The 14,917-nt window shown below is 56.5% G+C and carries 12 protein-coding genes and 1 pseudogene; 6 read left to right on the top strand and 7 right to left on the bottom strand.

Translation table 11 applies throughout. The features are described from left to right. Window positions 1-61: 61 nt before the first annotated feature. From GVL52_RS26585 to GVL52_RS26575, 3 genes are read right to left on the bottom strand one after another with little or no spacing between them, the layout of a single operon-like run. Window positions 62-2,578 (bottom strand): Hsp70 family protein, encoded by a 2,517-nt coding sequence (locus GVL52_RS26585; RefSeq protein ID WP_160012421.1) that lies wholly within the window; start codon window positions 2,576-2,578, stop codon window positions 62-64. A gap of 2 nt (window positions 2,579-2,580) precedes the next feature. Then, on the bottom strand, window positions 2,581-2,952 hold the full coding sequence (locus tag GVL52_RS26580; RefSeq protein ID WP_160012420.1) for a hypothetical protein: 372 nt from the start codon (window positions 2,950-2,952) through the stop codon (window positions 2,581-2,583). A gap of 1 nt (window position 2,953) precedes the next feature. Beyond that, the gene (locus GVL52_RS26575) at window positions 2,954-4,942 is read right to left on the bottom strand and encodes a hypothetical protein (RefSeq protein WP_160012419.1); all 1,989 of its coding nucleotides are present in this window, start codon (window positions 4,940-4,942) and stop codon (window positions 2,954-2,956) included. 823 nt (window positions 4,943-5,765) lie between these two features. On the opposite strand from GVL52_RS26575, the gene GVL52_RS26570 reads away from it, so the two are divergent. Beyond that, entirely contained in the window at window positions 5,766-5,999 is a 234-nt protein-coding gene (locus GVL52_RS26570; RefSeq protein WP_244619298.1) for a hypothetical protein, read from the top strand. A 179-nt stretch (window positions 6,000-6,178) separates the two neighbouring features. After that, the gene (locus GVL52_RS26565; RefSeq protein ID WP_160012417.1) at window positions 6,179-6,655 is read left to right on the top strand and encodes a hypothetical protein; all 477 of its coding nucleotides are present in this window, start codon (window positions 6,179-6,181) and stop codon (window positions 6,653-6,655) included. Between the two features lie 108 nt (window positions 6,656-6,763). Here GVL52_RS26565 and GVL52_RS26560 read toward each other — a convergent pair whose 3' ends face one another. Then, window positions 6,764-7,315: a hypothetical protein gene (locus GVL52_RS26560; protein ID WP_160012416.1), complete on the bottom strand. Its 552-nt coding sequence runs from the start codon at window positions 7,313-7,315 to the stop codon at window positions 6,764-6,766. A 76-nt stretch (window positions 7,316-7,391) separates the two neighbouring features. Between GVL52_RS26560 and GVL52_RS26555 the strand changes: the two genes are divergently transcribed. Together GVL52_RS26555 and GVL52_RS26550 are read left to right on the top strand one after the other, a co-directional pair. Next, on the top strand, window positions 7,392-8,990 hold the full coding sequence (locus GVL52_RS26555) for an adenylosuccinate synthetase (RefSeq protein ID WP_244619297.1): 1,599 nt from the start codon (window positions 7,392-7,394) through the stop codon (window positions 8,988-8,990). After that, on the top strand, window positions 8,990-9,682 hold the full coding sequence (locus GVL52_RS26550) for a hypothetical protein (RefSeq protein ID WP_160012414.1): 693 nt from the start codon (window positions 8,990-8,992) through the stop codon (window positions 9,680-9,682). The genes GVL52_RS26555 and GVL52_RS26550 overlap by 1 nt, the downstream gene beginning before the upstream one ends. On the opposite strand, the gene GVL52_RS26545 is transcribed toward GVL52_RS26550, so the two are convergent. Both GVL52_RS26545 and GVL52_RS26540 read right to left on the bottom strand, forming a co-directional pair. After that, window positions 9,679-11,049, bottom strand: coding sequence for a hypothetical protein (locus tag GVL52_RS26545; RefSeq protein ID WP_160012413.1), 1,371 nt, complete (start codon window positions 11,047-11,049; stop codon window positions 9,679-9,681). The genes GVL52_RS26550 and GVL52_RS26545 overlap by 4 nt on opposite strands. Window positions 11,050-11,158: 109 nt before the next feature. Then, window positions 11,159-12,262: an RHE_PE00001 family protein gene (locus GVL52_RS26540; protein ID WP_160012412.1), complete on the bottom strand. Its 1,104-nt coding sequence runs from the start codon at window positions 12,260-12,262 to the stop codon at window positions 11,159-11,161. A gap of 41 nt (window positions 12,263-12,303) precedes the next feature. Between GVL52_RS26540 and GVL52_RS26535 the strand changes: the two genes are divergently transcribed. Continuing rightward, window positions 12,304-13,977, top strand: a complete 1,674-nt coding sequence (locus GVL52_RS26535; protein ID WP_160012411.1) for a transposase — start codon at window positions 12,304-12,306, stop codon at window positions 13,975-13,977. Window positions 13,978-13,982: 5 nt separating this feature from the next. Here GVL52_RS26535 and GVL52_RS26530 read toward each other — a convergent pair whose 3' ends face one another. Then, on the bottom strand, window positions 13,983-14,252 hold the full coding sequence (locus GVL52_RS26530) for a hypothetical protein (RefSeq protein ID WP_244619296.1): 270 nt from the start codon (window positions 14,250-14,252) through the stop codon (window positions 13,983-13,985). 223 nt (window positions 14,253-14,475) lie between these two features. Between GVL52_RS26530 and GVL52_RS26525 the strand changes: the two are divergent. Next, window positions 14,476-14,917, top strand: a pseudogene (locus GVL52_RS26525) (transposase); the annotation flags it as partial.

Here is a 14,917-nt window from a genome sequence, read left to right as displayed (position 1 = left end):
TCAGCTTGCACTTGATACGACACAGACAAATGGGCCACCTGCCAGCTTCCTGAAACCACCACTAGCCCCCGAGAAGATGCGCGAGTTCGACGATGTTGGTCCCACCCGTGCCTACAGACAGTCGATTTCGGAACATCCTTCCAATTACCGATCTGAGACCGTCGACATCGCGCTCGCTGATGCGCTCCAATCCTTCTTTGACCAAAGCTTCGTGCAATGTCGCGTCGACGGCGAGATATCCTTCCTCTGCAATATCCCGGAATATGCTTGCCAGGAACTCAGGCTGGTTCGCGAGAATCTTGAGGCGTATCGCCTTCATTTCGTCGAGTGCGAGTTGTGTGGCTTCGACATCGTTGTCGCGTAGCGACCGGCGCGCCGACACAAGCAGTTTGTCGTGCCGCTCCGCGTCCTCGACCGATGCCAGCGTTCGTAGGTCGTCGAAGTCGGACTCAGCCTCGTTGAGATCCCTAGACATGACGCGCGTCACGTTTTGCGGATTCACGCTGAGCAACGCGACTTCCTGTCGTATCCGGCGAGCTTCTTCGGTGACCGAGCGATGGACATCGGCCTCGACCGACGTAGAAAGCGCAGCGTGCTGCCCCTCAAGCTTGTCCCTGAGCGCTTCGATTTCCGTCGCAACTTCCGGCAACGCTTGTGATAGCGAATTCAGGTCCTTTTCCGCGCGGTCAAGGAGCGAAGATGCAATCTGCGAACCTTGCTCGCCTTCGAAATTGATGTAGCCACCTTCGACGTAATAGAAGTTTCTGCTGTCGATGAGCCGCCCGAGTTCCGGAAGCTCCACCGCCATTGTCAGGGCCCCATTATCGCTCATGCGCCAATGAACGATGACATCATGCCCGCGAGAAATCATTTCGCCTCGTTCGAGGTCCGTTTCCGCGTCTAGGCGAAAATCGCCGATGTGAAGGTTGCGTTCCGGGTCGGTTACTCCCGTGGCCATGTCGTACAGCTCGATGTTGAGCGTGTCGGCGGTTCCTCCCCGCAGCGTCTTGCCAGCCCGGAAAGGCTGTCTGCCCTCAGCCGGCAACGCCGTCCCCTTCGTCACGAGGGGTACGAGCTGGTTGCGTTCGTAGCCGACGGTCCCCGTCTGTGTTTTCACCGCAAGCGTATAGGTCATCGGGATGCTCGATGCGCTTGCCAAGGACTTTGTGATCGTGATCTCCCTAGACAGGCCCGGCATTGGCACACCGTCATTGCCAGAAACGACGATCTTGAAACGGTTGTCGCCATCACGGCGAAGATCAAGCTGGAGGCGCAGGATACCGTTGATGAGGGAGCGGCCCGTCGTGGAACCGGTCTCGTCGATCACCTCAATCCAGTGGTTGCCGGACACGTCGCCTTCGGGTTTCACGCTCAGTCGGACCGTGGGTGTGGATACGCGGGCTTGGTAGTCAAATGTGAGGTTAATCGCCCCCTTCACCTCTTCTCGCGTGCGCGAGGCTTTCTTCGTCGATTGCTTGTCGTCCCACACGCGGCTTTCCGCGAAGATGGCGGCACCTTTCGCAACGGCCGTCATCGGATCAAGCGTCTGGTCGACCTCAATTGCAAGCTCGCTCTGCAGCAGTTCGCGGATCAAGGGCATTTTCGATGGGCCGCCGATCGGTACGATCCTCGCGATGTCTTCCGCGCGATAACCGTTGTCCGAAATCACCTTGCGGCAAAGGGTGATCGTCTTGTCGATCAAGTCACGAGTGATTTCGGCAATTGCTTCGCGCGTCGTATCGATCCCAAGGAATATCTCGATGCCGTCCAAGTCCTTCATCCTGACATCGTCTTCGCTGGCAAAGATCGACGCGGAAGTCGACGCGGATAGCTGGATTTTGGCCCGCTCTACGGCGTGGTGGGAAATCGTTCTGAGGTGGCGGTAAGCATCGTCGCCTTGGAAGTTCTGCGGCAAATTGAAGTTCTGCATCAGCCAGGGCCTGACGATGCTATCGAAAATGCGCCGATCGAAGTCGCGCCCACCGAGCATGTTGATGCCCTCGTGCGCGACAACGTTGACCGATCCCGCAGTGCTGATGACAAGCGCTACGTCGAAAGTGCCGCCGCCCAGATCGTAGATCAGGAAGACGCCATCCTTTACGGGGGAATTAGCGATAGCCGCGATCGCAGCGGCCACGGGCTCCTGAACCAGGCTGACCTTTTCGAGGCCGGCTGCATTGGCAGCTTGGATCGTCGCCTCGCTTTGCATCTGGTTGAATGCCGCCGGGATCGTGATCACCGCACCCTTGATGTTGTTCTCACCCGACTCCGTCGCCGCCTGCGCGACCAAGGTCCTGATGACCTCCGCACTGCACTGTTCTGGCGTCCATTCCTCGCCATTGATCTTGAGCGGGCTATTGGTGCCCATCAGCCGTTTGAAGCCGGATGCGACGCTCTGTGGCGACGAAACGGTCCGGTCATAGGCGCTTTTGCCAACAAACCGATGCCCGCGCCGATCCACGTAGATAACGCTCGGAAGGACATCGCCGCCGTCGGAAGCCTTGAAGAGGCGGAGCTGTCCGCCAACGTAGCCGACGATGGCAGAATTCGAAGTTCCAAGATCGATGCCCAAATACATGATTATCTTCCGGTTGGTAGTGTTGTGGTGCTGGCGAGAAGTACCCGCCCCGCAAGCATGGTCCGCATGTCGTGCACGACGGTCGGCTCGAGAGTCTTCTCCACGAAAAGGTTCTCTTCAGTGTCGAAATCACCAAGATTGTCTGCCGAGGCAGGGCAGCCCGGACCGTATGGCTCGCCGTCGAACGTGACAATTTTCAAGCCGGCTTCGGACGCGAGCGAATTAAGCTGAAGCTCTGAATATCGTAGCTGCGACGATAGCCTCGCCCGCTCGCCCTCGGGTACGAGCTCAAGGGCTTTGGTGAAGCGCTGAATCAGCTTCCAATGATCGACGCAGAGTTTAGCGAACAGGGTCACATCGTGTCCATCGGCCATACTACCAATTCCTAGCAATCGTGGACGCTTCCTCCAGAAAAGCGCCGGTTTTGTAAGCAGCTTCGCTTTCGACGGCGGTCATGTCGTTTGGCATATATCGATAGCTTCCACACCGGTTGTTGAAATCATCGACGATTTCATTGAATTTCGCGATCTGCGCGTTCGTTGTCGGCAGGTTTCTTAGGAAACCGATGCGTTTCCCTTCGAACACGCAATACCGCACCTCTTGCCTGGAGAGTGTTTGACCTGACCCGAAAGCTGGCTTTGTCTCGAGCTTTAGATCCACCGGCTGAGCCGGCGCCGGCTTAGGTGCCGGCGTATAGCTGGAGGTTCCCGACGAACCGTAATTCGTGGTCTGTGAAGTCGAATACCCGGAAGACCCGCTTGATCCATAGCTCGTCGATCCATAACTCGACGAACTGTATGAGGACCGCTTCCCATTATTGGATGCGATCAAAACGATTGCGACAAAACCGATAATGGCAGCCCATACGAGCCACTTGATCCGCTTCGCTCGCTGCTTCTCTTTAAGGTTCACCAAGAATACCGCGAATTCCGGCTTGACCGACGCGGGCGCACTAGCCACGACGCCTTCCAACGCAGTGATCATCTTGGGAATGTTTCCCTTATGCCTTTCCAGCTCGGGAAACTTCCAGTTCCGGAAGATCGTCGCGAGGTCCTCGTCGTACTTCTGCTTCGTCTGATCCGACATTCGCGATCGCGCCAGTCGATTAACATAGTCGAGGACGAGATACGCGACATCCGGTCGGTCGGCATCGTTGTTGAACGACAGCGAAAGCTCGCGCCCGACGGCGGCCGCCGTATCCACGTCACCCCCATCTTCAAGAAAACGGCCAATGGCAGAAACGAACGGGCCAACTGGCGCTGTCGCGTCTTTCTTCATCCCCGCCAGACCGCTCACGCGTGCGAATTCAACGGGCGAAGCCTTCGCTTTCTCAACCGCATCAAACAATGGCTGGAAACGCTCGATCTCCTTGCGCTCCGCAATTATTCCCTTGAGGTCCTCGACATCCTTGGCCGCAATCCGGCGCAGCTCCTCGATACCGGAAAATTTGTCGGCCAGAACCGCGCTGAGCTGACTAGAAGCCGAATGAAGCTCCTGCTCATTCGCCAACCAGAGAGCGACCTCTCTGACGTTGGTGAAAATGGCTTTTGAACGTGGTTCAGGATGGCCCCGCCACTCATAGAAGCCCAGCAGCGGGGTCGCCAGTTTCAACCATTGATCAAGCTGCTCCGAGAGCGCCGTCACGAATGGACCGATGGCATCCCCGTTGCGGCGAACCGACTGAAGAATTTCGCCAACTGCATCCGATATCCGTGACGCATCACGCTCGCTGCGTTTTTCATACTCGCGGACAACCATGCTCAAGATGGGGTCGGTGTCGCCCTTGCGAATTTCGTGCGCAATGAGCTCTCCGATGCTTGCCGCCGGATTTGCCGCCCTTGTCAGGCCTGATAGCAAACTCCCGGCATGCCGCGCACGCAGTTCCTGAAGTCCGGAGAGGACAAGTTTCTCGTCCGGCACCGGTTGCCCGGCCGCGCGCCGAGTTTCCCTCAGAAACTCGACGACATCATCGGGATTCAGTTCCTGCCATGCGTCGAAAAGCGCGATCGCAAAAGCGGGATCGACCACGTTCGATGACGCAAAATCGGCGAGGATATTGGCTCTGGCTAGTTCCGGCAGGCGCGACACTTTGGACAGCAACGCCGACGTTGTGAGTGCGGTTTTGTCAACGAGCACTGACGCCGCCTGTGCGACACTGAGTTCAGGAAGCCAAGCTAGCTCGGCCGCCATCCGCAAGCGCGGTGTTATTAGTGTCTGCTGAGCTTTATGAAGGACATCCTCCGAAATGTCGCCGGAATGGCCGCCGTCATCAACTAGGTCGGCAATTTCGGTCGGCGTTGCCGAGTATGTGGCCCCAAGTATGCGAAATGCATTCGTCGCCAGAGTGAAGTGTTCGCTCTGCATAAGTCTAGTTCCCCCACCCTCGAGGATCGAGGCTGCGATCGCAACCTTACATAGCGGGCGGAGTTTTGGTAGCTCCCGTCCCGTGTTAAGATTAATGGGGATATCGCAGCGGCCTAACCTACCACAACTTGGAAATCGGCGATCGCACCTCAGCAAGGGCTTCGATTCAACGGCTTACACTCCTTGAGCACGCCCGACTTCTACTATTCAAGATGGTACGCGTCTCAATGTCCTTTTGGAAATCCGCATAGCGTTTCGCTATCTTTCCTTGTGTCAGCCCCACGCGTCTTTCCCCGTTTACAAAGTCAAAAGTGTACTGATAGTAAAACCTGGTGGGCGAAAAGGCATGACTATCGAAAATCTGCAAACATACCTTATCCAAACAAGGGCGTCGCTGAGCCACGGCTAATCAGCGGCACAGACGTGCCATTGGATGGGGAGGTATTCAAGCTTCTCAGCGACGTCTATTCAAAATCGGAACGAGAGTGCTCAATCGATGTTGCCTTCAATCAGCCCGCAGACGGCGTTGGCCCCAATCCATGCAGAGCGCTTTTGCTTGACTACGCTCGCGCGCCGTCTGTCGCGACTGGACTTCCTCTGGCGACACGCTTGGCGGCACATTCTACAAAGCGCTCTGCGCTTGGTCTTCTTTTCCTAGCGAGCGGTTCCGTAGGTCAGCAGCGCAAGATCGTAATCGCACGTTTTGCAGCTAACAGCGGCATTTTGGCAGACGAGAACCGGGAGGGAACTTGTACCGGCATCGGAATGGGAGTTCGGATATTTCGGTTGGCATTCAGTGTGCCTCTTTCCCGCGGAATTGATTATGCCAGACTGGCCTTCCGATTTAGTGCCCAACTTCTTCGAGATCCAGGTAAAAACCCTATTTCAACACGCATGGTCGGAGGCAAACCATGATCTTGGGTACAAGCCAGAGAGCGACCGCCTCACCTCCGATCAAAACCGTTTGTTGGCTTTTGCGTCTGCGCAGGCATGGGGCGCCGACCGTGCATTCGATGAATTGTTCATCGATTTGCACAGCACGAGGAAAAATCCATGAGGAACACATGGGCCTCGATGCAACTATCGCCACCCGAACAAAAGATGAACGTTTATTTTGACAATCAAGTCGGTCCTTTGCTATTCAATACAGCCAGCCTTTTAGTTAAGCATCCGAGTCGGAGGTGGCCTCCGGGATGGCTCAGATCACATCTCAAGATTAAACTGCGGGGTATCGCTATGGCAAAAGATAATTCGCTATCATTGGAGCTGCACAAGATCATTGGACAGCGGATGGACAATGGCGAAATAGCTCAACCTGGTCAGATCGTGGACGAAGTCTTTAGGAATAAGCCACTCACGGGCGCGCATGCTGAGTTCTATAGGGCGTTTGCAAAGAAGCAGTTGATGGGCGTGGTAACGCAGATGCTGAAACGCATCGGCATGAGTGACGATCCCGCACCACCGCAAATGGTCTTCCCAGGTCACACGCGCCTAGTCAAATCCTATCCTGTTAAAAGGGGTGGTGAGCGCGCGCTGGTCCCCCTGAGCCATTGCACGCCCCAAGAAATATCCGAACACATCTCGCTATTAAGAAAGCAAGCGAATGGCTGCGAAAATCACGCAGCCGAGTTGGAAACTTATGTGAAAAGTAGGCTATCTTCGGAGGACGTAGCTGCTGCTACCAAGGCGCCAGATCATTACGGACCGGTTTGAAAGACGGATATTCGAAAGATTTTTCAACCTTGGAATGATGCTCGAAGTAAGATGCTTCTGTGGCTTCATGAGACTTGCTTATGCGGACGCGAAGCCCATAATTTTCCCTTATCTGCCTATGAGCATGGTGTACTTGGCCATGAACCGATCTCGTGCGGCCGAAGGCGAAAGGAACTCGATGCGGATGTCCGCCCTTTGTATACCCGATCCAGCAGCCCAATAATCGGTACCAACAGGCATCAACTGACTTTGCTCGGTCGCAAGGACCCTCAAATCCGCTGCTTTGATAACCGATTTGGAACTTTTCTCTAAACCAAAGCGCGAAAATATTGCGTCTTCGACCGACTTCTCAATCTCTTGATATTGAGGAAGCAGTTGCTTCAGTGGACGAGTGATATCACCAAGAAATGCTTCTGCAGCATCATGCAAAAGCGCCTCAAGCTTAAATTCTTCGACTGTGTCGGAGACATGAATAGAGTGTTCAGCGACAGAATAAAAGCTATTGCACTGCCCTGAATACCGACAAATATTCGCCAACCCCTGCGCTATGTCTTCAATCGAGAATTCGCTGTTCCAAGGATCGAGAAGATCGAACCAATTACCACTAGCTAGCATGATGCTAGGGCCTGATTTCATCTTTACAGCAACTTGAGCATTCATCGTCATCTCTCTTGAGCGAATCAGTTCAACACTGCTACCTATGAGCGATTGTTAAGCACTATTTGGGTAGGAGCAAGTGTTGAAACAGATAATCGTCCTTTCCGGCTCTATTGCCGTGGGCAAGACAGCATTCTCAGATGAGTTGATGCGGCGCTACCCGTGCGAAAAGGTTTCCACGCGAAAATACATCCTCAAAGTTAAGCAAGTTCCGAATGAACGTAAACCGCTTCAGGACGCCGGGGCAGAGTTAGATCGCGAAACTGGTGGCGCTTGGGTGGCCGAAGCAGCTTCACAGGCTTCCATTCCTCCAGGTAAGAAGTACCTTCTTATCGATTCAGCCCGGATTCCCGGGCAAGTCGAGTTCCTCAGAGAACGTTTTGGCCGGGAAAACGTTCATCACATACATCTAACCGCCCCGCAGGATATTCTCGAGGCGCGGTTTAACGCACGGCCGGCGCACTTGCGCGAGGCAGCTAGCTACAGCGAAGCAAAAACCGATCAGACGGAAGCGGAGGTGGAACTCTTAGCATCGATAGCCGATGTCGTTGTGGCCACCGAAAAATCAGACGTGAAGTCATGCGTGACGTATGCCTTGAGCGGCCGCTTATCAATCGACAATCCATTGTCTTACGTCGATCTTTTCGTCGGCGGCCAGTGGGGCAGCGAGGGTAAAGGGAACATCTGCGCTTTGCTGGCCAAGGAATACGACGTTCTCGTGAGAGTGGGTGGACCGAACGCAGGCCACAAAGTTCAGGATCCGGAGTACACCTACCGCCAACTTCCCTCAGGGACAGGATCAAACCAAAACGCGGAAATTTTCATTGCCGCTGGATCCACTATTTCCCTGACGCAGCTCTTCAAAGAATTGGATGCTCATCCATGGCTAAAAGAAAAGGGCATGGTGATCGATGCGCAGGCAATGATTATCGAGTCCGATGATATCCGCCTTGAGGAAAAGGTACTTGGAGGGATCTCGTCCACCAAGCAGGGCGTTGGAGTTGCCGCAGCTCGTAAGATCATGGGCCGGGACGGTGATCTGGAATGGTTGCCGAAAGTAAGGTTGGCGCGCGACATCCCCGAATTAAGGGAATACATCGGTGAGGTCCGCGACAAGATCGAACTCGCGCTTTCGGCAGGGAAAAAGGTTATGCTGGAGGGCACCCAAGGCACGGACCTTAGTATTCACCACGGATCGTATCCCTACGTGACCTCGCGGGAGACGTCGGCGGCTGGCTGCCTCTCCGATGCTGGCATCCCATACACGCGGCTGAGGAAAGTCGTCGTCGTTGCGAGAACGTACCCTATCCGAGTTGGCGGCACCTCCGGACCCATGGGTGTAGAAGTAAGTTTCCCGGAAATTGCGCGTCGGTCCGGACTTCCGCTGGAACGAATCAGCAAAACCGAAATCGGGAGCGTGTCTGGAACAACGCGCAGAATGGCTGAATTCGACTGGGAGCAAATCCGGCGTTCAACATATTGGAACGGGGCGACCGATATCGCTTTGACCTTTGTCGATTACCTCGGCACGGATAACGAAGAGGCCGAGGCGTTTGATCAGTTGAACTCAATCTCGCAGAATTTCATCAAAGATATCGAGCGTGTCTGTGGAATACCGGTCTCTCTTGTCTCGAAAGGATGGGGACGCGCCGGACTAATTGACCAAAGGAACTGGTAATGACTGAAGATGAATTGATCGCGCACTACCCGCGGCTCTATCACATGGCTCATGACGGAGCCTGGCCTGCCATACAGCAGCATGGTTTGTTGAGCGCAACCGCATTGCTCGATCTTTACAAAGTCACGGGAAAAGATCGGTTTGCTTTGGAATCCGAGCGCCGACCTGAATCTGTAGCGTTGGTCCGCGAAGCTTTGCCGGGCGCGGTCATTCGCGATCAAAAACCAATGCGTGATCACCTTTTGGCGCGATGCTTAGAAGATGGGCTGACCCCCAGAGAGTGGTACGAGATCCTCAACTCGCGGAGTTTCTTTTGGCTGTCAGCCTCCCGGATTTGGCGGCTGCTGAAGGCAAAAGCTTATCGGGACCAGCCACAAACGGTTCTGACAATTGATTCAGCTCAGTTGATCGCGGCACACAAGGATAGGATCTGGCTGAGCACGTTGAATAGCGGATCAACGTTGTTCAACCCTCAGCCTAGAGGGCTCCAGACATTCAAGCGAATGGGTGATTTCCCCTACGAACAACGCTCGAAGTCTCGCCGAAAGGAGGACAACGTTGTTGAGCTTGTCGTCGACCATTCGGTCCCTGACGTTGCAAAATACGTTCTTGCCGTCCATCGAGTGGCCGGCGACAAGATCCTTGACGAAGTATGGAGAAGCGACCGGTCGACAGTGGATGATCGCCCCTAACCGATCGGCTTCGCTTTGAGACGTGCCGGACGCTTCGCCTTCCGAAGCAAATCTGCAACGTGGCTAGTCAGACCCACCTCCCCGATGATCAGGAGTCCCTGATCATCGCCTACTGACGTGAGAATTCTCCGAAGGACGTCAAGTCCTTCGGACAAATCGAATTCAACCCAGGACGCGGCCTCTCCGGGAACGACCACATCAGCCTCGGAGCCCGTTGCTCCACAATGGAGCTGTACAATCCAAACGATGTCTCCGTCATGCACCCATTCAAAGCGAACTGGACCAAGGCGGTTCGACAATACCTTGTATGTCGCTTGAACATTCTCGAGGACAAACGATGGGAGGTGTTCCGGCGCTTGATGGCCGAGCATGAATAGATCGCCCTCGCCACGCCGTCCCTCTACAATGACATTCCCTCTTGGGCCTGCCACAGCAGCACCCGAGAACTTTGCTCGGACGGCGGCTTGGCACAGTACCGAACGCAGGTTCTGACCATCAGGATCCTCTTTCCCAAGGAGCGCAAATGGATCAATCCAACCTTTCACCGTCGTGTAAAGTCCAGGCTGAGGTTCGCGCGGAGACGTCCTCGTCCAAACCTCTGCGGAACCTGTCTCACGGCCGAAGGTGAAGGGAGCTGTCCGTCGTGCAATGACCGTAGTTTTCGGAACGGGGAGGCCCAAGCAGTCGGCGATGAGAAGACCGTAGACTTTATCGCCCAAATGTTGGCTAAAACGGTTTGGCCAGTGGACTGCAGCGGGCAGAAAGTCCGACACATCCGGCTCAAACTCCCAGACGATTGTGTGCCGTTGGTGATACCCTCTCACCTTAGGATGAATACTGAACTCCACCCGTGCGTTCGCCGGAAAATTGAGATCAGGAGAGAATCCGTAGACTGTATGTAGTATGCGATCACCCATATGCGTCGGAAGCGAGGCAATGCCAGGCTTCTCAACACACCGCGGAGTGTCGTCCGGGGCGAACTCGATCAATTGCCCCTGAAGAACCCCCGAGACACCCCCATCATGGATATCGATCGTTTCGTTCACGATCAGGTGCAAATTTTCGTTCGATAGTCGGGCAATCGTTTCAAGGACAGCGTCAACTTTATCAAGTCCGTAGACAAACTCGCGGCTTCGTGGACTGCTGGGCTCGTAGCTTCTTACGTTCACCATTCGGTCGGCGCTAGCCGCCAACAAAGCGGCGATCGCTTCCTCGACACCACCAAACCGGTAATTCTCTGGATATCCCGCGACCCTGCAATAACTCTGCGATACTGTGCCCTTTGCTGAGGGCCGAAAACTGACGAACTGCGCCACGTTTGCGGTTACCGCGAGAGAATTCAGGACCTCGTCCTTATGCAGAGCCATACCCACTACCTGTTTTTGACTGACTGCTGCTCTTAGCGAAAAAATAGAAAATCCGAAACCGGCAATTCTGTCCCGCCGCAGGATAACGTGGTGTATGTTGGATAAGCTCTTACATTATCCCCCACGCCCGAAACCTCCCCCTCCCCGTCATCTCGCGCAAGCCGAGCTCCACGACGATCCGCCGCGCCGCCTGCTGGGTAACGCCGAGCGTCTCGGCCATCATGCCGGCCGAAACCAATGGCTTCGCCATGACCAGTTCAATGAGATCCGGCAACCTCGACGACGTCCGCCGTCCCGACACCTTCCGCTCCATCACCGTGCGGGCCAGCGCCAGCCGGTCGTGCTCCTTCAAGCCGAGCTCGGCGGCCGCCAGCAAGCCCTGGGCGATTGCGAGTCGATCGACCGGGATGGTTTTCAGGCCAAGATTGATGGCGGCGAGATGGGCGCCGGTGGTAATGCCGGCTTCCCGAACGATTGAAGCGCACAACAGCCGGCCAAGCCAAGGGGCGTGCTGCAGGACGGACAATTCGTTCCAGGCATCGAGGGCGACGATCGCCTGCAGCAGCGCCGGCAAGTCTTGAGCCTGCCTCAGGACGTCGCGCCACTCCTCGAGCCGAGCATCCTCGTCCCAGTCGAGATCGTAAACCAGTGCCTTGGTGTCAGCGTCCCGACCGCCCGCGCCGGCACGGCCGGGGCGTCTTGCTTGTTCGATCGCGGCGTTGGAGCGGGCGAGCACAGCGTCGATCGCGGCAAACTCAGAATCCAACTCGCTCGCGTCGCCCACACTCTCTCCCTCCCCTCCCCCGGGCGGTTCGCCATCAATCTCATCAGGCCCACTCCCGCCGTCGTCTCCCAATGATGGTCCGGGCCCAGGCCCAGCTGGTGCCCTCCGAAGGGTGCGCAGGCCGTCGGGACTGAGGGCCCAGGCCGGCGGCTGGCTGGCGATGCGCCGTCGGCTGCGCAACACGTCGCGGGCGATGGTCAATTCGTGGGTTGGGGCGCGGACGTCCTGGCCGGCGTCGTGGAGCACAAAGTCTTCGATATGTACGAGCTCGCCGTCGAGCCACAGCGAGGCGCAGGCGTCGGCAAAATTCTGGCGCTCGAGGACGCCGGCGCCGACCGACGAGCGGGCGATGCGCTCGTCAAGGCGGCATAAGGCGGCTGTCGCCTCGGTGAGGGGCTTCAGCAGTAACTGGAGCAAATCCGGTGGCATCAGGGATTCCCGTTTTCTGCAAATCATGAGATTCTTCTTTCATGACGAAGCGCCGCCTGCCCATGGCCGAGCATGCCGATACGCTGTCGCTGAAGGCGCTGCGGGAATTTGTGACGGGTTTGGTGAAGCGGGCCGATGGGGCAGACACCCGGATCGAAAAACTCGAGGCCGAAAACCAAAGGCTTCGCGACGAGAACGACCAACTCAGGATCGAAAACACCCGACTGAAAGTCGACAACCAGCTTCTGCGCGACGAGATTGCCCGGCTGAAGAACCTGCCGCCACGCCCACCGTTCAGGCCTTCGGGCATGGAACAGGCAGCGAGCGACAAGACGGATGCTGGCAAAGCGAAGTCTGCGCGTCGCCGCGGGGCGAAGGGCGATAAGGGAAGCGTCACGCGCGAAGAGGTGCTGGCCGCCAGCGTTCCACCTGGATCGCGCTTCAAAGGCTACAAGGATTGCCTGGTGCGGGATCTGGTCGTGCGGGCCGACGTGGTGCGCTATCGCCGCGAATGCTGGCTGACACCGGATGGGCGAACGATCACCGCACCGCTGCCGGCAGGAATCCAGGGTGGCTTTGGGCCCAACCTGCGGCGCTTCTGCCTGATGCTGCACAGCCACGGGCAGGTCACGACACAGAGACTGACGACCCTGCTCAACGATATCGGTGTCGAGATTTCCAAACGCCAAGTCATCCGGTTTTTGACGCAAGGGTTGGATGGCTTTCATACCGAGGATGCTGCCGTGCTGCATGCCGGCCTGGTCTCGGCCCCCTACGTGACCGTTGACGACACCGGTGCCCGCCATGCCAACCGCAATTTTCATACGACGCATATCGGAAGCGAGCATTTCAGCGCCTTTCGCACCGCGCCATCGAAGTCGCGGCTGAACTTCCTGGCTCTGCTGCGCGGCAACTATCAGGACTACGTGCTCAACGATGCCGCCTTCGCCCTTCTGGAAGACCGGCAGGTGGACCCCGCCCTTCTGGCGCGTTTGAACACCCGCGAGCCGCGGCGGTTTGCCAATCAGGTTCCGTTTCTTGGCCATCTTGCTGAACATGGCATCGACATCTTCGACAGGGACATCATCCGCCCGTTTGCCGAGGCCGGCATCTGGGGTGCCATCCGCCATCATGGTCTGGTCGGCAATGCGGTGATCGTCTCCGACGATGCCGGCCAGTTTCGGGTCGGTATCCATGCCCTGTGTTGGGTCCACGCAGAGCGATTGCTGCACAAGTTGATGCCGGCGACGCCGGGCCAAGTGAAGCATGTCGAGACTGCGCGCGAACTGATCTGGCTCTTTTACAAGCTTCTGAAAGACTACCAGCGAAGACCCAGTCGGCGTGCAGCCAACGGTCTGGGGGTCAGGTTCGATCGGATATTTTCTATCCGCACCGGATATGGCGATCTCGACAAGCTGCTGGTTCGCCTGAAACGCCGCAAGGCCGAGCTGCTGCGCGTTCTCGAGCGACCTGAAACGCCGCTGAATACGAACGCTTCGGAAAGAGATCTGCGCGGGTTCGTCATCAAGCGAAAGATCTCGGGCGGCACGGTCAGCCGCAATGGCCGGCAGGCACGCGACAGCATGCTCGGGTTGATGAAGACCTGCCAGAAGCTCGGTCTGTCGTTCTGGTACTATCTTGGCGATTGGCTGGGCATGGGAATGCCCGAGCGGGCCGTTCCCCCGCTGGCCACGATGGTCGCCGCCAGAACCTGAAGCCATCAACGGCGATCAGGCTTGGGGAAGGCAACGATCTTATCCGACGTGCTCGTATCCCCGTCTGACTTGGCCTTGCCCGTCATGACATCATCCAGCCTATCGAGTACATGGGAACCGGTAAGCTTCACCAGCGTCGGCGACACATTCCACTGCCGCTCGTCATCGGTATGCACCGTCACCGTCTTCTTGTTGCGGCGAATGACGATGCCCCGGATCATCACCCCGCCCGGCCCTTCGAAGGTCACGCCGCTTCCGACCCTGATGTCCTGCAAGGCCGCTGCGGTTCGTTGATGATGCAGGAACTGTAGCCGCTCGACGATGCGCGCATTGAGTTCGACTGTCGTTTTGCATTTAACCGTAAGATTCCGCCCCTAACAGTTTCAACAAGATAGCCTGGCACTTAATTTGAGACTTGGCACTTAACTTGAGATTCCATCTTGGATTTTGGCACTTAATGTGAGATTCATTCTTCGACGCAATCGACGGTGTTTCTGCATGACTGATCCATTCCCTGATGAGGTTGACGAAGCGCTTTGGGATGAGGCGTGTCGACGAGCCGAGGCCATCCGAGGATTTTTGATACGTCGATCAGGCAAGGTTGCAGCCGGGGATATGACGCTTCTGGCTGCCGAACTCGAAGTCAGTCGGGCAACTGCATTCCGTCTTACCAAGCTATTTCGAGCTGGAGGAACGGTAATGTCGCTCGTGGAGCGCAAACCTGGCCGGCCTGACGGCCGACGGGTGCTCGACGAAGGCCGGGAAGAAATCATCCGCGCCACGATAAATCGGTATCATCTGACAAAAAACCGACCAGGCATCTCTCAATTGGTTCGCGAAATCCGAACGAGCTGCCTCTCGGCGGGGCTGAAGCCGCCACATCGGCGGACGATCGAAACTCGTCTCCAGGACATCGACCTTCACCAACGCGCCAAACGAC

Origin of the sequence: Rhizobium sp. 18055 (genome assembly GCF_902706285.1) — a bacterium.
GTDB lineage: Bacteria > Pseudomonadota > Alphaproteobacteria > Rhizobiales > Rhizobiaceae > Rhizobium.
This window is presented reverse-complemented; position numbering and strand designations above follow the sequence as displayed.

Excerpts from the sequence above, each read along its gene's own strand:
- GVL52_RS26560 (WP_160012416.1), bottom strand. The coding sequence starts at position 7,315 with ATGAATGCTCAAGTTGCTGTAAAGATGAAATCAGGCCCTAGCATCATG.
- GVL52_RS26550 (WP_160012414.1), top strand. The coding sequence starts at position 8,990 with ATGACTGAAGATGAATTGATCGCGCACTACCCGCGGCTCTATCACATG.
- GVL52_RS26585 (WP_160012421.1), bottom strand. The coding sequence starts at position 2,578 with ATGTATTTGGGCATCGATCTTGGAACTTCGAATTCTGCCATCGTCGGC.
- GVL52_RS26580 (WP_160012420.1), bottom strand. The coding sequence starts at position 2,952 with ATGGCCGATGGACACGATGTGACCCTGTTCGCTAAACTCTGCGTCGAT.
- GVL52_RS26540 (WP_160012412.1), bottom strand. The coding sequence starts at position 12,262 with ATGCCACCGGATTTGCTCCAGTTACTGCTGAAGCCCCTCACCGAGGCG.
- GVL52_RS26570 (WP_244619298.1), top strand. The coding sequence starts at position 5,766 with ATGCCAGACTGGCCTTCCGATTTAGTGCCCAACTTCTTCGAGATCCAG.
- GVL52_RS26575 (WP_160012419.1), bottom strand. The coding sequence starts at position 4,942 with ATGCAGAGCGAACACTTCACTCTGGCGACGAATGCATTTCGCATACTT.
- GVL52_RS26545 (WP_160012413.1), bottom strand. The coding sequence starts at position 11,049 with ATGGCTCTGCATAAGGACGAGGTCCTGAATTCTCTCGCGGTAACCGCA.
- GVL52_RS26535 (WP_160012411.1), top strand. The coding sequence starts at position 12,304 with ATGACGAAGCGCCGCCTGCCCATGGCCGAGCATGCCGATACGCTGTCG.
- GVL52_RS26565 (WP_160012417.1), top strand. The coding sequence starts at position 6,179 with ATGGCAAAAGATAATTCGCTATCATTGGAGCTGCACAAGATCATTGGA.